The sequence below is a fragment of the Tessaracoccus coleopterorum genome (assembly GCF_011174705.1).
GTDB classification, from domain to species: Bacteria; Actinomycetota; Actinomycetes; order Propionibacteriales; family Propionibacteriaceae; genus Arachnia; species Arachnia coleopterorum.
This window is the reverse complement of sequence record NZ_JAANIJ010000001.1, coordinates 1,288,887-1,308,731: the sequence shown is the minus strand read 5'-3', so window position 1 is coordinate 1,308,731 and position 19,845 is coordinate 1,288,887. Positions and strand designations below refer to the sequence as shown.

Genomic DNA, 19,845 nt, shown 5'->3' with positions numbered 1-19,845 from the left:
TCGGACAGACGATGGAAGACAACACGCTGCAGGAGCTCCGCGACACCGTCGCGGCGCTCAGCGAGCAGGTCGCGAGCCTGCAGGAGAAGGTCACCAAGCTGGAAGCCCAGCAGGAGATCCCCGAAGCGGACCTCATCGCCATCGGCGCAGCGGTCGCCGCGTTCTTCGGCCACAAGGCCAGGATCCGGGCGATCCGTTACGGTTCGCAGAACCGTTGGGGCGCGGCATCGCGTTCCCGAGTCCATGACCGCTCCGTCCCGCACGTTCGCTAAGGAGAAATGATGAAGCTGAAGGTGACCGTCAACCAGACGGAGTACGAGATCGACGTCGAGGTCGAGGAGGAGCAGCCCCAGACCCTCGGCCCGATCGTGATCGGCGTCAACGGTGGTGCCAACCCCATCCCGACCAAGGCGTCCATGACCGCCACGTCGTCGAACGCCGTGCTGGCACCGCTGGCCGGCTCGGTGGCACGCATCCTGGTGGCTGCGGGCGATGAGATCGAGGCCGACCAGGTCCTCCTCATCCTCGAGGCCATGAAGATGGAGACCGAGATCAAGGCACCCGCCGCGGGCAAGGTGTCCGCGATCCTCGTCGGCCCTGGGGAGGCGGTCCAGGGCGGCCAGGCGCTCATCGAGCTCTGACCGAGCGCCATAGAGCAGTTCGGGCGGCCCCGGGGAAGCATCCCCGGGGCCGCCCTCTGCGTCCGCGGACCGCATCGCGCGGCCGCGGATGGTGAGGCACGGATCCGGGCGAACTGCCGCGCGGTGAGGGCCATGGCCCCATCGACATGGTGTCATCCGGCAGAGATGGTCATCGACGGGTGGGTAACATGGGGTGGGTCAGCGTGACCGAGGAGGCCTCCCTTGACCGACGATCCGACCGCCCACAGGCGGGACGCGACGAACCGGAACGCCAGGAGACGCGCCTGACGGAGGCCGAGCTCGAGGCGCTCCCCACCGCAGATCCGGAGAACCCGGTCGACCGGGCCGATGTGCTCGCCGAGGCCGGCAAGGGCGCGGCGGCGTGGGCGGGCGGTTTCTGGTCATCGTGGCGGCCCTCGTGGTGCTGGGAATCGGGCTGAAGTACGTCTCCGGCGCCATCCTCCCTGTGCTGCTGGCGCTGCTCGTCACCTCGGTTCTGTGGCCGCTCACGGCCCGGCTGAGGAGTTGGGGCGTTCCCTATGCGCTCGGGGCCATCATTTCGATGCTGCTCGGCATCGGCATCATCGGCGGACTCATCGGCCTCATCGCGCCGTCGGTGGCCCACCAGTGGGACGACCTCAGGACCCAGTCGCTCGACGGCATCCGGCGGATCCAGACCTGGCTGGCTGGGCCGCCGCTGAACATCAATGACGATGAGATCAACCGCTACATCACCCAGGCTGTCTCCTGGCTTCAGGACCGCAGCGGCGACATCGTCACCTCGCTCGTCAACATCGGCGGCAGCGTCGGAAGCGGAGTCGTCACGCTCCTGACGATGCTCATCATCACGTTCTTCATGCTCAAGGACGGGAGCAAGTTCGTCGGGTGGGTCCGTGGCCTCGTGGGCAGGAGGGCCGGATTCCATGCCACCGAGCTCCTCACGCGCCTCTGGTCGACCCTCTCCGGCTACATCCGCACCCAGGCGGTGGTCAGCTTCGTCGATGCGTTCTTCATCGGCCTCGGAGCCTTCGTGCTCGGGGTGCCCCTCGCGTTCCCGATCGCCGTCCTGACCTTCATGGCCGGGTTCATCCCCATCGTCGGTGCCGTGACGGCAGGCACCATCGCGGTACTGGTGGCGCTGGTGTCCAACGGCCTGACCACAGCGCTGCTGGTGCTTGCCGTGGTGTTGGGCGTCCAACAGCTCGAGGGACACATCCTGCAGCCCCTCCTGCAATCCCGGGTCATGCAGCTCCACCCGGTGATCGTGCTGCTCGCCGTCCTGCTCGGCAGCTCCTGGGCCGGGATCGTCGGCGCGTTCCTCGCGGTGCCTGTCGCCGCCTCCGCGGCGGTGCTGGTGCGCTACCTGGGCGACCTGACCGACCTACGCACGGGGAGAAGCGCGCGGGCGACATCGTCTGGTTCACCGATGACGGGCAGACGGTGGCGACCGAGTCCGAGCGGGCCGCGGCCTTCTTCAAGGCCCTCGTCCGGGGACGCGCCAAGCAGACGGTCGAGGAGGTCGAGGCGACCGCCGCGGAGGAGGCAGGAGCCTGGCGGCGGTTGTTCCGCGGGCGTGCCGGGCAGAATCAGGATGACGACGGGGCCGAGTAGACCCAATCGTGTGGTCCGGCCGAGTGCTCCGTCCCCGGCCCGGTCTCTCAGGCGCGGTGCACCTTGTGCTGGGCGGCCTGCGCCCGCGGACGGATCGTCATCCGGTCGATGTTCACGTGCGCCGGCCTCGTAGCCATCCAGACGATTGCTTCGGCGACGTCCACGGCCGACAGCGGTTCGGCCACGCCCTGGTAGACGGCGTCGGCGCGGGCCCGGTCGCCGCCGAAGCGGGTGAGCGCGAACTCGTCGGTGTGCACCATCCCTGGGCAGATCTCGGTGACCCTCACAGGCTGGTCGAAGAGCTCGAGGCGCAGGGTCTCGACGATCGAGCGTTCACCCGCCTTGGCCGCGCAGTAGCCTGCGCCACCCTCGTAGCCGGCATCGGCCGCGGTCGAGGTGACGAACACGATCACGCCCTCCGCGGTCGTCAACGCGGGGAGCAGCGCCTTCGTCACGCGGGCGGTGCCGAAGAGGTTGGTCTGGACCATCGTCTCCCATGCATCGAGGTCGGCCGAAGCCACCGGCTCCAGCCCGACGGCGCCGCCGGCGTTGTTGACGAGCACGTCCAGGGAATCGCCGACGACCTCTGCGAGCCGGGCGACGGCGGCGGGGTCGGTGACGTCGCACTCGACCGCCTGGCCACCGATCTCATCGGCGAGCACCTTGATGCGATCGAAACGTCTTGCCGCGCAGATCACGCGGTAGCCCTCGCCTGCCAGCAGCCTTGCCGTGGCCTCTCCGATTCCCGAACTCGCGCCTGTAACCACTGCAGTCTTCATGCCAGCAGCCTAGGACACGGCAGACCAGCCTCTGCGAGGGGTCTCTGCGATGGGGCCGCACCCTTCAGCCGAGGGGGCTCATGCGTCGCAGCGTCGGGGGGTGCTTGGGATCGGCCGATTCTTCCGGACACGCCTGACGGGTGAAGGCTGCGACCACCGGACCCGGCGGGGGCGTCCGGCCACCGCCTACCGGTCTGCGCACGTCAGATCGGGAGCTTGGGCCGAAGGTGGGAGACGGTGGCCCAGAGTTTCAGCAGGACCGATCAGAATCGGCTACTGGCCGATTTTCACGGGTTGACCAGGGCGGGGAGGGGTCAGCGCTTCGACCTGCGCCAACCCGCCTCGGTGGCCTCCTGCTCGGAGCAGAACCAGCGCTCGCCGTCGATCTCGTCGATGATCGTCCTGTGGTAGTGCTGCTGCCCTGGCATGTGGTAGATCTTCACGCCCTCGCGGTTGATGTTTCCCTTGATGGTGCAGTCGCCGGAGGTGGAGCCGCCAGCCGGGTCCTCGACGACCCCTGTGACGTCTGCCCACAGGTGCCGCCCCAGACTCCGAGGCCCGAGGCCTGTGCCGCGGACTGGGCGTTCACGTGGTCGCTGTGGTGGGTGTAGGGGCTGGAGTAGGTGTACTCCCGGCCGAAGCCGTCGGCGATCAGCGACTGGGCGACACTCACGCCGTCCGCGGTGAAGACGTGCCGCAGCAGGCGACCGTACCGGTCCACGTCGTCCTGTGACGGATCCGCCTCGAGCATCACGTCGCGCGACTGCACGAGTGACTGCATCGCGCTGGCCGCCTCCTGGTAGCCGCACTCGCCGCGCTCCGGGGTGTCGATGCCGATCACCCGGATACGGGTCTTCTGCCCGTCGATGCGCACGTCGATGGTGTCGCCGTCGATGACGCCGAGCACGCGGTGGAGGGCCGCCGCAGGCTGCGGCTCCGGGGTGGGTGTGGAGTCAGGGCGGGGCTCCGGGGTCGGTGTGGGCTCCGGGGTCGGCGTCGCGGTGGGCGCGGCCGGTCGGCTCGGGAGTGGAGTGGGCTCACGGACGGCGAGGCGGCGGCGATGACCCTGTCGCTGTCCGGGGCCGGCCCGCGATGCCCGCCGAGTCGCAGCCTGAAAGGAACACAGCCCCGACGGCGATGGCGACGCCGCCGATGATCCAGGTCTTCACGTCGCGTACCGCCCTTCCGGGGCCCTCCCAAACTGCGTCACTCAGTGCCCTGCCCGAACCTTAGCGGGAGGCTCACCTGAGGCTGACCTCGGGTGAAGCATGTGCGCGTGGGTGTGGTGAGGGGAGTGGACGGTGGGGTCGATTGCGGGATTGGAAAGGGCCGACCGGATCACCGGTCGGCCCCTCACAGGTTCAGCGGGCTTACTTCTTGCCCTGGTTCTTCACAGCCTCGATCGAGGCCTTGGCGGCCTCCGGATCGAGGTAGCGGCCGCCGGGGTGACCGGCTTGAAGTCCTCATCCAGCTCGTAGTACAGCGGGATGCCGGTGGGGATGTTCAGGCCGGCGATGTCGTCGTCGGAGATGCCGTCGAGGTGCTTGACCAGCGCGCGCAGCGAGTTGCCGTGCGCCGTCACGAGGACGGTCTTGCCGGCGGCCAGGTCGGGGACGATGTGCGCCTCCCAGTAGGGCAGCATGCGGGCCACGACGTCCTTGAGGCACTCGGTCAGCGGGCGCTCGTCGGCCGGGATGTCGGCGTAGCGGGCGTCGTTGTACTGCGAGAACTCGTTGTCGACCTCGATGGGCGGCGGCGGCACGTCGTAGCTGCGGCGCCACTGCATGAACTGCTCTTCGCCGAACTGGTCGCGGATCTCGGTCTTGTTCAGGCCCTGGAGCTTGCCGTAGTGGCGCTCGTTGAGGCGCCAGTTGCGCTTCACCGGGATCCAGTGACGGTCGCAGCCGTCGAGGGCGAGGTTGGCGGTGTGGATGGCGCGACGCAGCAGTGAGGTGTGCAGCACGTCGGGGAGCAGGCCCTCGGCGAGCAGCAGCTTGGCCGCCTTCTTCCCTCCTCGACACCCTTCTCGTTGATGTCGACGTCCACCCAGCCGGTGAACAGGTTCTTGGCGTTCCACTCGCTCTCGCCGTGGCGGAGCAGGATCAACTTCGAGGTCATGGGATCAGCCTACCGAAACCGGCCGCGGGCCCGGCTATCGGGCGGTGCTTTCGGCCCTGACCGAGACGGCCCAGCCCCGGGCGCGGGAGCTGGAGGACCCGTCGGTCGCGACCCGTCTGTCAGGAGATGACCCCGAAGGAGTAGCCGGCGTCCTTGTAAGCCTGGATGATCGCGGGCACCGACTGCGCGGTCAGCTTCTTGTCGGGTGTGTCGTGGGCCAGGATGACGGCGACGTGGAAGCCGTTGCGGATGGGTTCGGTGGCGTTCTGCACCATCTGGTCGACAGTCGTGGGCCTTGACTTCTTCGGGCGCTGTCGCGTGTGTCGGCATTCCAGTCGACCCAGTGCACACCCTGCTCCGCTAGTGCGGCGTCGGCGGCCGCCATCGACTTCCACGACATGTGGCCGCCGGGGTAGCGCCAGCCCTCGGTGTTGAAGTCCTTACCGAGGATCCCCTGGACGGCCTCGATGGTGCGCAGGTACTCGCTCTCGATGTTCGCGGCATTCGCGCTGCGGCCCGGGTAGAGCGACTTGTAGTTGTGCGACCAACTGTGGAGGTTGATCGCGTGCCCCTCGGCGAGTTCCTGCCTGAGCAGCTCGGGCTGGTCGCCGACGTTGGAGCCGATCACGTAGAAGGTGGCGTGCACCCTGCGGCCTTCAGCGCCTTCAGGATGGTGGGCGTCGTGGTGGGGTTGGGCCCGTCGTCAAAGGTGAGGAAGACGATCTTCTCCGTCGGCTTCACCTCGCCCTCCAGCCACTGCTGCACCAGGAGCGACGGGTAGGTGTAGGCCTCGGCGGAGCCGATGTGGTTGCGTCCGGCACCAGGGCATCGGGATCGCCCGTGTAGCCGCCCGACGGTGTCGCGGAAGGCGAGGACGTGGGCGTCGGGCTGACGACGGGTGTGGGCGTCGGGGTCGGGGTGGCGGACTGCGTGGCCGCTGCGGAGGGCGCCGGCGACGTCGCGACCGTGGTGGGCGTTCCGGATCCGGGCGCCGGCCCGGTGGCCACACCGACCGGGGCGCACGCGGTGACGGCCAGCGCCGACATCGCGAAGGCGGCAATGGAACGACGGGGACGCACAGGAGACACAGAAAAATCCCATCAGGAGTGGGTGATCATGCGCTGCATACTCTACCCCGGGCCCATCCCGGTCGCTCAGGGCCCAGCGTGTTGCGGCTTGTCAGGCGTTGGGCCAGTCCTCACCCTCGGGCACAGTGCCGGTGATGATGTAGATGACCCGGCGTCCGACGGCGACGGCGTGGTCGGCGAAGCGCTCGAAGTAGCGACCGAGCAGCGCCACGTCGACGGCACCCTCGACCGAGATGGTCGAGTCGTCGGCGAGCATCCTCGTGAACTGGTCCCGGCGCAGGTCGTCCATGCGGGAATCGATCTCGGTGAGCCGCTCCGCGCCCTTCGCGTCGCGCTCCTGCAGGGACACCCGGGCCTGGTCGATGATCTCGATGGCGATGTCGGCCATCTCGCGGAAGCTGTCCTCGAACTCGGTGGGTACCGCGTGGGCCGGGTAGCGCAGGCGTGCGATCTTCGCCACGTGCGCGGCGAGGTCACCCATCCGGGCGAGTTCGAAGACGACCCGGATCGCGGACACGATGGTGCGCAGCTCGCCGGCCACGGGGCCTGCAGGGCGAGCAGAGAGAGGCACTTGTACTCCATCTCCTCATGCATCTGGTCGAGCTCGGCATCGTTGGTGATGACGGACTCTGCGCGGCCGAGATCGGCGGTCAGCAGCGATTCGGCGCCGTCACGGATCGCCACCTCGACGAGCTCGGCCATGTGGACGAGGCTGTCGAGGATGGAGTCGAGTTCCTCGTGGTAGCTGGTACGCATCGTTGCTCCTTAGTGCTTCGGTTGAAGTCTAGCCAAAGCCGGACAGCACGACCCTAGGGCGCCTCCCTACGGTGGCGTTGCCGCGACATGAACCGCTGGTTAACGAGCGGTGAAGCCTTGGCGCCGGGTCGTCCCGACGCGGCAGCGAGGTGGCGTGCGCCCGCCGGGTCGACCTATGATGGCGGCATGCACCCAGCCCTCGCCGGTTTGATCGGGGCCGGCGTGGCGCTCGCCGGCTGCCTCTTCTGGTACCTGATCTACCGGGGCAGGGAGGGGTGGCGTCAGCTCGAGGCCCAGCGGGCGGCCGACCTCGTCTCGCGTGAGTTGCGGGACGTCCTGGCCCTCGTCCCCTCGGGTGTCGTGATGGTGGGCCCCGACGACGAGATCCTCATCGCGAACGAGCAGGCGAGCCAACTCAGCCTGGCCCGCGGCAACCGCGTCGGTTTCTCCGAACTGCTCGAAAAGGTGCGCGACGCGCGGGCCACCTCGACGCCGTACCTGGGGCCGCTCGCCCGGGAGGCGGTGCCCGGCACCCAGGCGCTCGAGTTGGAGGTGCGCATCGCACCATTCGACGACGAACGCGTGCTGGTGCTCGCCGAGGACGAATCCTCCAAGCGTCGGATCGAGGCGGTGCGCCGCGACTTCGTCGCCAACATCTCCCACGAGCTGAAGACCCCGATCGGCGCCATCAGCGTCCTCTCCGAGGCGGTCGAGGTGGCCAGCGACGATCCGGAGGCAGTGCAGCGGTTCGCCACGAAGCTGCAGATCGAGACGGCGCGCCTCGCCGAGTTGATCAACCAGATCATCGACCTGTCGCGGCTCCAGTCGGAGGACCCGATGCTGGCCAGCCAGGTCGTCGACGTCAACGACATCGTCACCGAGGCCGTCGCCCGGTCGCGGGAACGGGCCACACAGCGTGAGGTCAGTCTGATCGTTGCGCGCACGTCGGACGCGTTGGTGCTGGGGACCGGTGGCAGCTCACCGACGCGGTCACCAACCTCCTGCAGAACGCCATCAACTACTCGGGGAGCGGGCGCGGGTCACCGTGTCGGTCGCGGCCACCGAGAAGGACGGCGATCAGCAGGTGGAGATCAAGGTCTCCGACAACGGCATCGGCATCAAGCTCGAGGACCAGGAGCGGATCTTCGAACGCTTCTACCGCGTCGACTACGGCCGCTCGCGCGCCAGTGGCGGCACCGGCCTCGGGCTTTCCATCGTGCGCCACATCGCAGCGGCGCACGGCGGTACGGTGCGAGTCTGGTCGAGGCCCGGCCAGGGATCGACCTTCACCCTCTGCATCCCATGTACCTGGGCCCCACGCCCGAAGAGGAACCCGAAGGAGAGGCCGAATGACCCGGATCCTGATCATCGAGGACGAGGAGTCGTACCGCGACGCCACGAGCTTCATGCTCGCCAAGGAGGGTTTCGAGGTGCTCACCGCCGCCGACGGACTGGAGGGCCTCTCGCTCTATGACAAGCAGGGTGCCGACCTGGTGCTCCTCGACCTGATGATGCCCGGGATGCCGGGCGTCGAGGTGTGCCGCCAACTCCGGGCCCGCGGCAACGTCGCCATCGTGATGGTGACGGCGCGAGACTCGGAGGTTGACAAGGTGGTCGGTCTCGAGCTCGGCGCGGACGACTACGTCACCAAGCCGTTCAGCCACCGCGAGCTGGTGGCCAGGATCCGGGCCGTGTTGAGGCGCGGGCAGGACCAGGTGCTGCTGCCCGACGTCATCGAGGTCTCAGGTGTGAGGCTGGATGTCGAGCGGCACCAGGTCAACGTCGACGGCGAGGACGTGCGCCTCGCGCTGCGCGAGTTCGAACTGCTGGAGCTGCTGCTCCGCAATGCCGGCCGCGTGATGACCCGCGGCCAGCTGATCGACCGGATCTGGGGCAGCAACTACGTCGGCGACACCAAGACGCTCGACGTCCACATCAAGCGACTCAGGGCGAAGGTGGAGAAGGATCCGGCAAACCCGAACGGTTGGTCACCGTCCGGGTCTGGGATACAAGTTCGAGGGCTGATCCGCGGGAGTCAGCCCCGGGCGGTCGTCCAGGCCTTGGCGAAGTCAGGATGCTCCGACGACATCACGGGCACATCGAGCCTGACGTTTTGTCCCGTGGAGAAGCTCACCGTGACGTTGGCGAGGCGACCCAGCTCGAGGCCGGGGTCGGAGAAGGCGGTGGTGGTGCCGTCCAGATAGATGGTGCGACCCTTGAAGATCTCCTCGGAGAAGGAGACCGCCTGCGGCTGGCCGAACTCGCCGTCGCTGCCCTGCGCGGCGATCTCGATTCCCGTCACCTCGGTCGACTCGTCGCGTGACGCGATGCCGCCGAGCAGGATGGCCTCACCCTCTGCGTCGGAGACGACGAGGAAGTTGCGCAGCTTGATGCCGCCGTCGTCGGCCTGGGTGCCGGCCGCCGGGGAGCCTCGTAGACCCAGTGACCCTGGGTGCAGGCGCTGAGCGCGACGGTCAGCGCAACGGTTGCGACGACGGCCGCGAGGCGGCGCATGGGCTTACTCATTTGTCCTCCGAGGGCGCGTGGGTGCACCACATCCTAACCAGACTCGGCCAGGGGTTGCATCGATTCGTTCCACCGGCGGGATCGACGCCCGGAACGTGAGGTCTGGGCGGGATCGTACACGCCTGCTAGAATTGACTTTGAAAGGGTCGCTTAGTATGACTTTTTCGATCGGTGAGACGGTGGTTTACCCCAATCATGGGACTGCTGTCATCGAAGACATCGAGAACCGGACCATCAAGGGGGAAGACAAGCTCTTCCTCGTGCTTCGAGTTATCGGGCAGAACGATCTGGTGATCAAGGTACCAGCGTGCAACCTGGATCTCGTGGGCGTGCGCGACGTGGTCGACGCAGACGGGCTTGAGAAGGTGTTCTCGGTGCTGCGCGCCGAGCACACGGAGGAGCCCGCCAACTGGTCGCGCCGGTTCAAGGCCAACATGGAGAAGCTGCACTCCGGCAACGTGATCAAGGTCTCCGAGGTGGTTCGCGACCTGTGGCGTCGCGACCGTGACAAGGGACTCTCCGCGGGTGAGAAGCGGATGCTCGCCAAGGCCCGCTCCATTCTGGTCGCCGAGCTCGCGCTCGCCGAGCAGGTGGAGGAGGAGAAGGCGGAGGTCATGCTGGATGAGGTGCTCGCCTCCTAGACTCCTCACATGAGCAACAACAACCTAGTGCCGGTCGTCACCGTTGTGGTGGCGGCCGGTTCTGGTTCCCGGCTCGGCGCTGCGGTGCCGAAAGCCCTCGTTGAACTCGACGGCGTGGCGCTCGTTCGTCGCGCCGTCGATGCGCTCCGTGCAGGGGTGTCGGCGAGGTCGTCGTGACGATCCCGGAGGAGCACCGCGCCGGGTTCGAGGCCGCCCTCGCGGGCACCGGCGCCGTCCTCGCCGTCGGTGGCGCAACGCGTCAGGACTCCGTCCGGCTCGGCCTTGCGGCGCTGACGGCCCCGGACGACGCCGTCGTGCTGATCCATGACGCCGCCCGCGCCCTCGTCCCACCCGGGGTCGTCGCCTCGGTGGCCCGTGCCCTGGTGGACGGCGCCGCCGCCGTCATCCCTGTGGTGCCGGTGGTCGACTCCATCCGGGCGCTTCACGGCGACGATTCCTCGGTGGTCGACCGCTCCGTGCTGCGGGCGGTCCAGACCCGCAGGGCGCGCGGCTCGGTGCGCTGCGCGACGCCCACGAACTGGCGGCCCGCGAAGGGATTGAGGTCACCGACGACGCCGCCGTCTGTGAACTGGCCGGACTCCATGTCACCCTCGTGCCGGGCCACCGGGACGCACTCAAGATCACAGAGCCCGTCGACCTGATCCTCGCGTCGGCGCTGCTCGCGGAGAGGAACAGATGATGCAGGTCGGCATCGGAACCGACGTCCACCAGTTGAAGCCCGGCGTGCCCATGTGGCTGGCCGGGGTGCACTTCCCGGACGAGCCGGCGGGCCTCGCCGGACACTCCGACGGCGACGTCGCGGCCCATGCCGTCTGTGACGCGCTGCTCTCGGCGGCGGGCCTCGGCGACCTCGGCTCCAACTTCGGCACCGCCGAACCCGAATGGGCGGGCGCGAGCGGGTGGCGTTCGTCCGCGAGACGGTGCGCCGACTCCGTGACGCGTGCTTCACCGTCGGTAATGTGTCGGTGCAGGTGATCGGCAACCGGCCGAAACTCGCACCCCGCCGCGAGGAGTGCCAGCGGGTGCTGAGCGAGGCGCTCGGGCGCCGGTGAGCATCAGCGCGACGACGACCGACGGGCTCGGTCTCACCGGCCGGGGTGAGGGCGTGGCGGCCATCGCCGTCGCGTTGATCCACCCACCGTTACGCTGAGCACCCGAGGAGGATCCATGAGGCGACGACTTCGGTGGACGGCACTGGTGGCCGCCGCCCTGCTGGTGGTGGGTGCGCCCACCGCGAGCGCCGACACAGCGGCCGACACCCTGGACGTGGCCATCGAGGTGAACGCTGACGGCTCGCTGCTCGTGACGGAACGACTCGGGTTCTCCGCTGCCCCGGCGAGGTCACCAGGATCCTGCCGCTGACCTGGGACGTCGACGACTCCTCCTACCACCGCTTCACCGTCACCGGCGCCGTCACCACGCTCGACGGCGCGACCGTCGACGGGTTCGTCCAGCGTGGCGATGCCCTCGTGCTGACGGCGGACGTCGCCGGCGCGGGTGTGCTGGAGAGCAGCTACCGCGTCGTGGGAGCTACCTCGGAGCAGCAGGGCCAGGACGGCGACCTCGCGGTCACGACGTGGCCTGCCCTCCATGGGCTGTCCGTGGGCGTCGAGCGCGTGGAGGTACGGGTCACCGGCCCCGGGCCCGAACTGATGGACTGCGTCGCCGGGCCCGCCGCCAGCGTCGGCAAGTGCGGCGCCATCTCCGGCGGTACGTTCGACTCGCCCGATCCCGTCTTCCAGGACGGTCCACGCAACGCCGCCGATGAAGTGGTCGTCACCGTTGGTTACGACGTGGCTGACGTGGTGCCCGACGCCCTGCTCCAGCACCGGTGGAGCCTCGACCGTGCCTTCGAGGTATCGCTGCCGACTCTCGGCTGGGCGCTGCTGGCCGCCGCTCTCGGTGGGCTGCTGCTGTACCTGTTGCACCGCCGCACCGGGCAGGATCTCGAGAGCGGCGCCGGCCCCACCCCGGTGGCCGGGTTCCGACCGACGGGTGACGGGGAGAGCGTCTTCGAGGCGCGCGACGCGATCCGGCCAGGCCTGGTCGGCACGGTGGCCGATGAACGGGTCGATCCGCTGGATGTGACCGCGACGCTGCTCGACCTCGCAGTCCGGGCCACCTGCGGATCACCGAACTGCCGCGTGAGCACCACGGCCTCATGGACTGGAGCCTGGAGCGGCGGGAGGACGTTGACGCGCTGGCCACATACGAGCGGGAACTGCTCGACGTCGTTGCGCCCGAGGGCACCCGGCCGCTCGTCTCGGAGCTGCCGGCCGCCCTCGCAGCGGGCGTCGGACGGGTGCAGGACGCGCTGTACGACGAGGTCGTGGCGCGTGGCTGGTTCGAGTCGCGCCCCGACTCGACCCGTTCGTCCTGGCGCCTCAGGGGCTACGGTGCACTCGCGTCGGCCTTCGTCGCGGCCGTGCTGCTCGTCATGTTCACCAACCTCGGGCTGGTCGCGCTGGTGCTCCTCGCGCTCGGCGCCGGGCTGGTGTGGGTGGCCGAACGGATGCCGCGCCGCACTGCGGCGGGCTCCGCCGTGCTGGGCGGGCTGCAGGCCCTCGCCGCGGTGCTCGCGGTCCAGCCGACCGACGAGCTCCCGAAGGGCAGCGAACTTGCGGAGGCGTCGAAGGTGCTGGGCTACACCGTCGTGTTGGGCAGCCGGGACCGCTGGCTCGACGCCCTCGTGGCCGGTGACGCCGACCCCGATGCCCCGACCCGGATGCGCTCGACTGGTACCACGCTCCGGCCACCTGGCATCTCCGGGACCTGCCCTCTTCCCTGGCCCAGCTGATCACCACGCTGCAGGGCGGCTCACCCTGCGTTGACTTTCGGTCATGACCCGCGCGCTGGCGCAGGCGTCCACCGCTCTCCTGGCACCCCCACCCTTACCCTGTGGTGGCAGACGTGAGGAGCAGCAGATGAGCAACGACAACTGGAGCGGTAACCCTCCGGGCGGGTACCCGCAGCAGGCACAGCCGGGCGGATACCCGCAGGGCTACGGCCAGCAGCCGCCGCAGGGCTACGGGCAGCAGCCGCCGCAGGGTACGGGCAGCAGCCGCCACAGGGGTACGGGCAGCCGCCGCAGGGGTACGGGCAGCAGCCGCCGCAGCCACCGAGGTCCAGCAAACTGCCGTGGATCATCATCGGCGGGCTCCTGGTGATCGGCCTCATCGGGTCGGCGTCTTCGTGATGACCCGCGACCTCAGCCCGAAGGTCGGGCTCCCCGAGAGCAGCATCCCCAACGTCGCTCCGCCCGACCCGACGCAGCCCGCGACCGAGCCGGGTTCGACCGGGACCGAGCCGACATCGGATCCCGGTGACGACCTGCCGACAGACTTCGCCGACATGCCCGTGCTCACCGCCGACGACCTGCCCGCCAGCATCGGTGAGTTCACCCTCCAGGAGACCGGGTTCGTGCTGAGCTACGTTCGCGGCAGCCAGATGGTCACGCCGCTGGCGATGGGGCGGACGAATCCGTGGAGTCCTTCGGCTTGGAGGCCTCTGTTGCGGGTGGACGCGGCGGATGCGGCGACGTCCTGCAGGAGACGCTGTGCGTCCTGACCACTCAGGACTTCGGGCTGGTCATGTTCACCTCCACGGGAGGGTCAGCGTGGAGGATGCCGGGAAGATCGTTGAGGGTGTGGCCGCCGAGATGCCCTGACCGGGATGCCGCGGTAGCGACACGCAGAGGGAGGGCGACCCGACGGGTCGCCCTCCCTCTGCGTGTCGCCTGCGCGGGGTCAGTCGAGCTCGAGCCCGGGTACAGCGGGTGCAGGTCGAGCAGGCGCTGCGCCTCGGAGAGCGAGGCGTCGCGCGCATCCGAGCCGAGGTCGAACTTCGCCTTGCTCGGCGCGCCGGCGGACGTGGTGGTCGGCGTCGTCGACTTCAGCACCGAGACGATCATGTCGGCGACCGCGTCCATGTCGGAGGTGGTGAAGCCGCGCGACGTCAGTGCCGGGGTGCCGAGGCGGACGCCGGTGGTGTACCAGGCGCCGTTCGGGTCGTTCGGCACGGCGTTGCGGTTGGTGACGATGCCGGAGTCCAGCAGCGCGGCCTCCGCCTGGCGGCCGGTGAGCCCGAAGTTGCGGACGTCGAGCAGCACGATGTGGTTGTCCGTGCCGCCGGTGACCAGCTGCGCGTCGCGCGTCAGCAGCCCCTCTGCCAGGGCCTTCGCGTTGTCGGCCACGTTCTGCGCGTACGTGCGGAAGGCCTCGGTGCGGGCCTCGGCCAGCGCGACGGCCTTCGCTGCCATCACATGGGCGAGCGGGCCGCCGAGCACGAGCGGGCAGCCGCGGTCGATCGACGGGGCGTACTCGCCGGTCGACAGGATCATGCCTCCGCGGGGCCGCGGAGCGACTTGTGCGTGGTGGTCGTGACCACGTCGGCGAAGGGCACCGGATCCTCGTCACCGGTGAACACCTTGCCCGCGACGAGCCCGGCGAAGTGGGCCATGTCGACCATCAGCACCGCGCCCACCTCGTCGGCGATCTCGCGCATCTTGGCGAAGTTCACGCGGCGGGGGTAGGCGGAGTAGCCGGCGACGATGATGAGCGGCCTGAACTCGCGGGCCTGGGCGGCGAGCGCGTCGTAGTCGAGGAGTTGGGTCTCGGGTCGGTGCCGTAGGAGCGCTGGTGGAACATCTTGCCGGAAACGTTCGGGCGGAAGCCGTGCGTCAGGTGGCCGCCGGCGTCGAGTGACATGCCGAGCAGGCGCTGCTCACCGAAGCGGCGACGCAGCGTCTCCCAGTCGGCCTCGGAGAGCTCGGCGACGCCCTTCGCGCCGAAGTCGGCCAGGGCGGGCGACTCGATCTTGTGCGCGAGAATGGCCCAGTAGGCGGTGAGGTTGGCGTCGATGCCGGAGTGGGGCTGCACGTAGGCGTACTCGGCGCCGAACAGCTCGCGGGCGTGCTCTGCGGCGACGGACTCGACGGTGTCGACGTTCTGGCAACCGGCGTAGAAGCGGTGACCGACCGTGCCCTCGGCGTACTTGTCGCTCATCCAGGTGCCCATCGTCGCAAGGACGGGAAGGCTCGCGTAGTTCTCCGACGCGATCAGCTTCAGGGAGTTGCGCTGATCGGTGAGTTCCTGGCGGGTGGCGGCGGCGATGCGGGGTTCAACGGACTCGATCAGGTTGAACAGGCTCCGGTACGCCGACGAGATCGACTCGAGTTCGCTCACAGTTCTCCTCAGTTAGGACGGGTGGTCTCAGCTTAACCCGCGGCCCCGGTCGGCCCGCCTCCACGGCGTGAGATGGGCACCTCATGAACTACCCTGACCCCGTGCCTCTGACCAGACGTTCCGCGCTCGCGCTGCTCGCCGTCACCGGGTTGAGCGGTTGCACGTTCACGCCGATCACGTGGGAGGAGGGGCCGTTGGGCCCTCCGAGTCGGCGGTCGGCGATGGTGCGGTCGAGGTGCGGGCCGACTACTTCGCCCAGTCGCCCGACTCCGGTGCGCGGACCCTGTCGGAGGGTGTGCCCGCGCCCCAGCGGATCTCCACGCCCCACTTCGATGCCCGCCTCGACCGGCGGTTCGTCGGCGACGCGCTCGGCGCCGTCACCGCGGCCCAGGTGCGTGAACGGACCGGCATCAGGGCTCCCGACGGGTACGAGCTGGTGGCCTTCACCCTGCAGGCGGGCACCCCGACCTTCGGCGAGACCGACGCCTCATCGGCACGCATCGAGATCGAGGTGGGGAGGGTGTCGTCTACCCCGTCAAGGCCCCGTTCGGCCTGTTCAGCACCGAGCGTGGCACGTATGACCGTGCCTGGGCGCTGTTCGTGTTCGCCGTGCGCAGCGGATCCGCGGTCGCGTTGAGCGTCACCGACGAGGCGAAGAAGGTGACGGTCGATCTGCGCACCGGCGCGCCCCTGGTCGGGGACGCATGGCACGCCACCCGCGGCTTCCGGGAACGCGTCGGCATTGAGGTGGTCGGAGGCCAGCAGGTGCTGGACCGCGACCTGACGACGGCGCCGGTCAACGGGCAGCAGTTGTCGTCGCGCTTCCGGCTGGGCCTCGACCCGGGCGCGGGCTATGGGCTGGTGCCGTGGAACCCGGAGGGCGGTTGGGCGCCGGAGGGGATGCAGTGGCTGCGGGTGTCGATGCGGGCGCGCGTCGAGTTCGTGCCGAGTGACCCGACCGTCGTCATCGAGCTGGACGTGCCACGCTCCTTCATCTACACCGAGGCATGCAGGCGCCCATCCAGGCGCACCTGCCGAAGACCATCACCACCGAGTCGATCCAGCGGGGCAGCGGTGAACTCGACGTCACCTGGATCGTTCCTGGCGCGTCCGCGGAGGCCAGGTTCGTCTGCAACCCCGTGGGCACCGCGGTCGCCAGGTTCTCCGACCACCCCGACGTGCCCGTCGAGTTCACGGGCGTGCCCGAGCAGGCGCAGTACACCCTGAGATTCACCCCGCGGGAGTACTGAGCGGCGCGAAGCGATGGCCTCTCCCGGTAGAGCCGGGCCCTCATCACTCAGGTTCGAGAACGCGGCGGGCTGAGCCAGGCGGCAGTGGGAACTCTCTGCCGATAGCCCTCCCGAGGCACTCAGGGCCAGCTCGAGCTCTCAAGCGCGAATCCTCGCTGGTCCACCGATGAGGAGCTGGCCCAAGCGATCAGTGCGCGAGTCACGCGCCCGCTTGACTTGCTCAATGACGCGTCGGCGGAGTGTGTCACGGCCGGGCCGCCCCGAACTCCCTGAGACGCCTGGGATGGAGCGTGTCCCGCTGCGGAGGGACGAACGCTACGACGAGATCGATCATCGACACCCAACCGTTGCGATCATGTTTGGCCGGCCGGAAGGTGGGTATGTACCGGTTACCAACCCACAACGAGGAGGAATCATGGGAATCGACGACAAGATCGGCAATGCAGCTCAGGAAGCGGCCGGGAAGCTCAAGGAGGGCGTCGGTAAGGCGACCGACAATGAGCGCCTCGAGGCTGAAGGACGCGCCGACCAGGCCAAGGCCGATGTCAAGCAGGCTGGCGAGAAGATCAAGGACGTCTTCAAGTAGAGCCCCGGGTGGCCTCTCTGCCACTTCGCACCACGATGCGGGCCGGCCACTCCGGGTGGCCGGCCCGCATTGCCGGAAATGGGCTCCGCACTGCGCGAGGGTGTGCCGATCTTCGGTGTGCTGATCTCAAACGCGGTGGGCGTGGTCATGGCATGAACCCCGCCTTCGCCCAGTTGTCCGGGACAACCTACAGGCCCGCCGCCTACTCGAGGCCGGTGGCTTCAGGCACTCTCCCCCGGCGGAGCAGTAGGCCCTCGAGGTGCCCCACGACCCTGTGCAGTGGGACCTAAAGATCGACCCGACGGCGAACCCATCCGTTTCAACCCCGACCCGGCAACAGACCAGGAGCGCTGCAATCAGGTTTCGGAACCTTGATTGTGGGTAAGGAGTGTGTTACAGGAGCGCACAAGCTCTCGCACAACCGAAAACGTAAATGGAGGATCACCATGGCGTATCCGAATGAGACACCCACGGGTGGGCTGAGCGAGTCCGGCGCGACTGTGGTGCCGGTCACCACGCCTGGTCAGTCAGGTGGAACGGATTGGGGCGGCGATTCCGCCGGCCCCTCGGCAACCGCCCAGGTCAAGGGGTCGCCGCTCGCACCGGTGATCGGGCTAAGGATGTCACGGCCACGGCCAAGGACGAAGCGAAGGAGGTCGCCGACACTGCCAAGGATGCGGGCGGCCACGTCGTCGAGACCGCCAAGCAGGAGGCAGCCACGGTCGTCGACGAGGCGAAGGTTCAGGGCAAGCGGCTGCTCGACGAGTCGATGTGCGAGTTGCGGGCCCAGGCCGGGACCGGGCAGCAGATGGTCGCCGAGTTGGCCCGCTCGTTGAGCGGAGAGCTCAGGTCCATGTCCGAGGCGGACCAGGACGGCATGCTCGGCAGATACATGGACAAGGCGCAGCGGTTCAGCGACGAGGCGGCCGCCTGGTTGGAGAGCCGGCGGCCCGACGAGGTCCTGGAGTCGGTGCGCCGCTACGCCGCACGCAACCCCTGGCAGTTCCTGGCCATCTCAGCCGGCGTGGGCTTCATCGGTGCGCGCATCGTGCGCGGGCTTCAGGGCGCGAAGGCGGACGAGGAGCGGCTGGCGCAGCCCGCGGCCGGGTACCGTCCCGTGGCCGGGATGCCGGTCACCCCGCCCGCGTCGCAGTTTGCCGATCCATACGTCGCGTCCACGCAAGGTGCTGCTCCGCGTCGCGAGTCTCGAATGTCCAACCGGACGTTCGCCGAGCCCGAGCCCCGGTACGAGGATCTCCCCGTCGAGGGTGGCGACCCGTGGCGGGAGGGCCTCCGATGACCTCCCCTCAAACCGATCCGATCCCCACGGCCCCGACCCGTACGGATCGGCCCGCACCGCCGGCGACCGCTTCGCCGCCGGCTATCCGGACACGGCCATCCCGCCAGGGACCGACCCGGGAGAGGTCGAGAAGGAAGCGAGCTATGCCCGTTACCGGGCTGAGGAGCGCTCGTTGGGCGACATCGCCTCGGACCTGATCGACAACGCCACCACCCTGATCCGGCAGGAGGTCGAGCTCGCGAAGGTCGAGGCCAGGCAGTCGGCGTCGAAGGCTGGGAAGGGTGCCGGCATGTTTGTCGGTGCCGGCATCACCGCCTTACTGGGCCTGATCGCACTCACCCTGGCCCTCTGGTGGGGGCTGGCCGTCCTGTTGGGCTCGGCCGAGGACCCGTCCCTGGGGTGGAGGGCGTGACCGTGGCAGTGATCTGGTTCGCGGTCGCCGCCATCCTGGCGATGGTGGGGAAGAGGGAGTTAGCCAAGATGCGGGCCTGCCCAGGACCGCTGAGACCGTGAAGAAGATCCCGAACGCCGCCACCGGCAATGAGGAGAAGAACTGATGAGCAATCCGGATGAGATCCGTCGTGAGATCGAGCGGACCCGCGCTGAACTGAGCGAGAACGTCAACGCCTTCGGCGACAGCGCCAAGCCGAGCAACCTGGTCCGCGAGCAGGTGGATCAGGTCAAGGACGGCGTCCACAGCATCAAGGAGCGCATCTTCGGCTCCGACACCGACCCCTACGATCAGGGTGCCATGGGCGCAGTGGGGGACAAGGCAGGTGTCGCTGTGGCCGATGCCCGCGACGCGGTGGCCGACGCGCCCCGCCAGTTGAAGGCGTCGACGCGGGGCAACCCGATCGCCGCAGGGCTGATCGCCGCAGGCATCGGGGCGCTCATCGGTGGGCTGATCCCACCCTCGGAGATGGAGAAGGAACGGGCCGCGCAGTTCAGGGATGCCGCTGAGCCGGCGATCGAGGAGCTCAAGGCGATGGCGACGGAGGCGAAGGAGAACCTGCAGCCGCTCGCCGAGGAAGCCGCGGAGAACATCTTGGAGGCGGCACAGGATGCCGGCCAGACCATCAAGGCCGACGCGCAGAGCGCCACCGAAGAGGTGGCCCGGCAGACCAAGGCCTCGGCCGAGACCGTCAAGACCGATAGCCAGGTCAAGGCCCACGAGACCAAAACCGAAGCGCACCAGCTCCCCACCGCCTGACCGGTCGGGGCCGCCCGAATGGCCGATGGCCGGCCCCCGTGTCGCGGTCGAGCCCCATGGCGGCCCATCCCGGCCCCATCGGGTGACAGCCTCCTGAGCCCGAAAAAGCCGGGAGGCTCCTGAAGAAGTATCTAC

General features: G+C 68.9%; 22 protein-coding genes and 8 pseudogenes. 20 read left to right on the top strand and 10 right to left on the bottom strand.

What is annotated here, in order from left to right; genetic code table 11:
• Positions 1–11 precede the first annotated feature (11 nt).
• The 4 genes from G7085_RS08340 to G7085_RS08325 all read left to right on the top strand — a co-directional run bounded on the left by G7085_RS08340 (position 12) and on the right by G7085_RS08325 (position 2,385).
• The gene (locus tag G7085_RS08340; protein ID WP_197510605.1) at positions 12–272 is read left to right on the top strand and encodes a hypothetical protein; all 261 of its coding nucleotides are present in this window, start codon (positions 12–14) and stop codon (positions 270–272) included.
• Between the two features lie 9 nt (positions 273–281).
• Positions 282–641 carry a biotin/lipoyl-containing protein gene (locus G7085_RS08335; RefSeq protein WP_197512803.1) on the top strand — a complete coding sequence of 120 codons (360 nt, stop codon included), beginning with the start codon at positions 282–284 and terminating at the stop codon, positions 639–641.
• A 179-nt stretch (positions 642–820) separates the two neighbouring features.
• Positions 821–1,081 (top strand): hypothetical protein, encoded by a 261-nt coding sequence (locus tag G7085_RS08330; RefSeq protein ID WP_197510604.1) that lies wholly within the window; start codon positions 821–823, stop codon positions 1,079–1,081.
• The gene (locus G7085_RS08325) at positions 1,048–2,385 is read left to right on the top strand and encodes an AI-2E family transporter (protein ID WP_197510603.1); all 1,338 of its coding nucleotides are present in this window, start codon (positions 1,048–1,050) and stop codon (positions 2,383–2,385) included. Before G7085_RS08330 ends, G7085_RS08325 begins: the two co-directional genes overlap by 34 nt.
• On the opposite strand, the gene G7085_RS08320 is transcribed toward G7085_RS08325, so the two are convergent.
• The 6 genes and pseudogenes from G7085_RS08320 to phoU form a co-directional block, all read right to left on the bottom strand.
• Positions 2,300–3,031, bottom strand: coding sequence for an SDR family NAD(P)-dependent oxidoreductase (locus G7085_RS08320; protein WP_197510602.1), 732 nt, complete (start codon positions 3,029–3,031; stop codon positions 2,300–2,302). The two genes, G7085_RS08325 and G7085_RS08320, sit on opposite strands and share 86 nt — an antisense overlap.
• Before the next feature lie 314 nt (positions 3,032–3,345).
• Positions 3,346–3,474: a sunset domain-containing protein gene (locus G7085_RS29945; RefSeq protein ID WP_269451813.1), complete on the bottom strand. Its 129-nt coding sequence runs from the start codon at positions 3,472–3,474 to the stop codon at positions 3,346–3,348.
• Positions 3,471–3,938 carry a thermonuclease family protein gene (locus tag G7085_RS08315; protein ID WP_197510601.1) on the bottom strand — a complete coding sequence of 156 codons (468 nt, stop codon included), beginning with the start codon at positions 3,936–3,938 and terminating at the stop codon, positions 3,471–3,473. Before G7085_RS08315 ends, G7085_RS29945 begins: the two co-directional genes overlap by 4 nt.
• 463 nt (positions 3,939–4,401) lie before the next feature.
• A pseudogene (locus G7085_RS08310) lies at positions 4,402–5,149 on the bottom strand (phosphoglyceromutase).
• A gap of 190 nt (positions 5,150–5,339) precedes the next feature.
• A pseudogene (locus G7085_RS32355) lies at positions 5,340–6,250 on the bottom strand (polysaccharide deacetylase family protein).
• Positions 6,251–6,328: 78 nt separating this feature from the next.
• Positions 6,329–6,993, bottom strand: a pseudogene (gene phoU / locus G7085_RS08295) (phosphate signaling complex protein PhoU).
• A gap of 87 nt (positions 6,994–7,080) precedes the next feature.
• Here phoU and G7085_RS34520 point away from each other — a divergent pair.
• The 3 genes and pseudogenes from G7085_RS34520 to G7085_RS08285 all read left to right on the top strand — a co-directional run.
• Positions 7,081–7,764 (top strand): annotated as a pseudogene (locus G7085_RS34520) (histidine kinase dimerization/phospho-acceptor domain-containing protein); the annotation flags it as partial.
• A gap of 199 nt (positions 7,765–7,963) precedes the next feature.
• Complete coding sequence (locus G7085_RS34515) at positions 7,964–8,467, top strand: sensor histidine kinase (RefSeq protein ID WP_408647193.1); 504 nt, start codon at positions 7,964–7,966, stop codon at positions 8,465–8,467.
• Positions 8,400–9,018 (top strand): annotated as a pseudogene (locus G7085_RS08285) (winged helix-turn-helix domain-containing protein). The gene G7085_RS34515 and the pseudogene G7085_RS08285 overlap by 68 nt, the downstream one beginning before the upstream one ends.
• A 10-nt stretch (positions 9,019–9,028) precedes the next feature.
• Here G7085_RS08285 and G7085_RS08280 read toward each other — a convergent pair.
• Both G7085_RS08280 and G7085_RS08275 read right to left on the bottom strand, forming a co-directional pair.
• Positions 9,029–9,295 (bottom strand): hypothetical protein, encoded by a 267-nt coding sequence (locus tag G7085_RS08280; protein WP_197510598.1) that lies wholly within the window; start codon positions 9,293–9,295, stop codon positions 9,029–9,031.
• The gene (locus G7085_RS08275; protein ID WP_231979333.1) at positions 9,292–9,507 is read right to left on the bottom strand and encodes a hypothetical protein; all 216 of its coding nucleotides are present in this window, start codon (positions 9,505–9,507) and stop codon (positions 9,292–9,294) included. Before G7085_RS08275 ends, G7085_RS08280 begins: the two co-directional genes overlap by 4 nt.
• A gap of 167 nt (positions 9,508–9,674) precedes the next feature.
• On the opposite strand from G7085_RS08275, the gene G7085_RS08270 reads away from it, so the two are divergent.
• The 4 genes and pseudogenes from G7085_RS08270 to ispF all read left to right on the top strand — a co-directional run bounded on the left by G7085_RS08270 (position 9,675) and on the right by ispF (position 11,331).
• On the top strand, positions 9,675–10,160 hold the full coding sequence (locus G7085_RS08270) for a CarD family transcriptional regulator (protein ID WP_197510596.1): 486 nt from the start codon (positions 9,675–9,677) through the stop codon (positions 10,158–10,160).
• Between the two features lie 9 nt (positions 10,161–10,169).
• Complete coding sequence (locus G7085_RS08265) at positions 10,170–10,337, top strand: 2-C-methyl-D-erythritol 4-phosphate cytidylyltransferase (RefSeq protein WP_197510595.1); 168 nt, start codon at positions 10,170–10,172, stop codon at positions 10,335–10,337.
• Positions 10,334–10,860 (top strand): annotated as a pseudogene (locus G7085_RS08260) (IspD/TarI family cytidylyltransferase). Before G7085_RS08265 ends, G7085_RS08260 begins: the two are co-directional and overlap by 4 nt.
• Positions 10,860–11,331, top strand: a pseudogene (ispF, locus tag G7085_RS08255) (2-C-methyl-D-erythritol 2,4-cyclodiphosphate synthase). The pseudogenes G7085_RS08260 and ispF overlap by 1 nt, the downstream one beginning before the upstream one ends.
• Here ispF and G7085_RS08250 read toward each other — a convergent pair.
• Positions 11,267–12,010 (bottom strand): hypothetical protein, encoded by a 744-nt coding sequence (locus G7085_RS08250; RefSeq protein WP_197510593.1) that lies wholly within the window; start codon positions 12,008–12,010, stop codon positions 11,267–11,269. The pseudogene ispF and the gene G7085_RS08250 overlap by 65 nt on opposite strands.
• A 293-nt stretch (positions 12,011–12,303) precedes the next feature.
• On the opposite strand from G7085_RS08250, the gene G7085_RS08245 reads away from it, so the two are divergent.
• The 3 genes from G7085_RS08245 to G7085_RS08235 all read left to right on the top strand — a co-directional run bounded on the left by G7085_RS08245 (position 12,304) and on the right by G7085_RS08235 (position 13,748).
• Positions 12,304–12,978 carry a DUF2207 family protein gene (locus G7085_RS08245; protein ID WP_269452090.1) on the top strand — a complete coding sequence of 225 codons (675 nt, stop codon included), beginning with the start codon at positions 12,304–12,306 and terminating at the stop codon, positions 12,976–12,978.
• Between the two features lie 127 nt (positions 12,979–13,105).
• Complete coding sequence (locus tag G7085_RS08240; protein WP_197510592.1) at positions 13,106–13,348, top strand: hypothetical protein; 243 nt, start codon at positions 13,106–13,108, stop codon at positions 13,346–13,348.
• Between the two features lie 28 nt (positions 13,349–13,376).
• A complete protein-coding gene (locus G7085_RS08235; protein ID WP_197510591.1) occupies positions 13,377–13,748 on the top strand; it encodes a hypothetical protein in 372 nt (123 codons plus the stop codon).
• Positions 13,749–13,941: 193 nt separating this feature from the next.
• Here the strand turns inward: G7085_RS08235 and G7085_RS29935 are convergent.
• A pseudogene (locus G7085_RS29935) lies at positions 13,942–15,364 on the bottom strand (glycine hydroxymethyltransferase); the annotation flags it as partial.
• 235 nt (positions 15,365–15,599) lie between these two features.
• On the opposite strand from G7085_RS29935, the gene G7085_RS08225 reads away from it, so the two are divergent.
• From G7085_RS08225 to G7085_RS08200, 6 genes are all read left to right on the top strand, one after another.
• On the top strand, positions 15,600–16,001 hold the full coding sequence (locus G7085_RS08225; RefSeq protein WP_197510590.1) for a hypothetical protein: 402 nt from the start codon (positions 15,600–15,602) through the stop codon (positions 15,999–16,001).
• On the top strand, positions 15,965–16,591 hold the full coding sequence (locus G7085_RS08220; protein WP_197510589.1) for a hypothetical protein: 627 nt from the start codon (positions 15,965–15,967) through the stop codon (positions 16,589–16,591). The genes G7085_RS08225 and G7085_RS08220 overlap by 37 nt, the downstream gene beginning before the upstream one ends.
• A gap of 306 nt (positions 16,592–16,897) precedes the next feature.
• Positions 16,898–17,200, top strand: coding sequence for a CsbD family protein (locus G7085_RS29930; protein WP_269451811.1), 303 nt, complete (start codon positions 16,898–16,900; stop codon positions 17,198–17,200).
• Between the two features lie 541 nt (positions 17,201–17,741).
• The gene (locus tag G7085_RS08210) at positions 17,742–18,500 is read left to right on the top strand and encodes a hypothetical protein (protein ID WP_197510588.1); all 759 of its coding nucleotides are present in this window, start codon (positions 17,742–17,744) and stop codon (positions 18,498–18,500) included.
• Positions 18,469–18,912 carry a phage holin family protein gene (locus G7085_RS32350; protein ID WP_197510587.1) on the top strand — a complete coding sequence of 148 codons (444 nt, stop codon included), beginning with the start codon at positions 18,469–18,471 and terminating at the stop codon, positions 18,910–18,912. The genes G7085_RS08210 and G7085_RS32350 overlap by 32 nt, the downstream gene beginning before the upstream one ends.
• Before the next feature lie 144 nt (positions 18,913–19,056).
• Positions 19,057–19,710: a DUF3618 domain-containing protein gene (locus G7085_RS08200; protein ID WP_197510586.1), complete on the top strand. Its 654-nt coding sequence runs from the start codon at positions 19,057–19,059 to the stop codon at positions 19,708–19,710.
• Positions 19,711–19,845 lie beyond the last annotated feature (135 nt).

Bases quoted from the DNA above. Each gene is read 5' to 3' on its own strand.
- G7085_RS08340 (WP_197510605.1), top strand. From the start codon at position 12: ATGGAAGACAACACGCTGCAGGAGCTCCGCGACACCGTCGCGGCGCTC.
- G7085_RS08335 (WP_197512803.1), top strand. From the start codon at position 282: ATGAAGCTGAAGGTGACCGTCAACCAGACGGAGTACGAGATCGACGTC.
- G7085_RS08320 (WP_197510602.1), bottom strand. From the start codon at position 3,031: ATGAAGACTGCAGTGGTTACAGGCGCGAGTTCGGGAATCGGAGAGGCC.
- G7085_RS08275 (WP_231979333.1), bottom strand. From the start codon at position 9,507: ATGCGCCGCCTCGCGGCCGTCGTCGCAACCGTTGCGCTGACCGTCGCG.
- G7085_RS08270 (WP_197510596.1), top strand. From the start codon at position 9,675: ATGACTTTTTCGATCGGTGAGACGGTGGTTTACCCCAATCATGGGACT.
- G7085_RS08265 (WP_197510595.1), top strand. From the start codon at position 10,170: ATGAGCAACAACAACCTAGTGCCGGTCGTCACCGTTGTGGTGGCGGCC.
- G7085_RS08240 (WP_197510592.1), top strand. From the start codon at position 13,106: ATGAGCAACGACAACTGGAGCGGTAACCCTCCGGGCGGGTACCCGCAG.
- G7085_RS08235 (WP_197510591.1), top strand. From the start codon at position 13,377: ATGACCCGCGACCTCAGCCCGAAGGTCGGGCTCCCCGAGAGCAGCATC.
- G7085_RS29930 (WP_269451811.1), top strand. From the start codon at position 16,898: ATGGAGCGTGTCCCGCTGCGGAGGGACGAACGCTACGACGAGATCGAT.
- G7085_RS08200 (WP_197510586.1), top strand. From the start codon at position 19,057: ATGAGCAATCCGGATGAGATCCGTCGTGAGATCGAGCGGACCCGCGCT.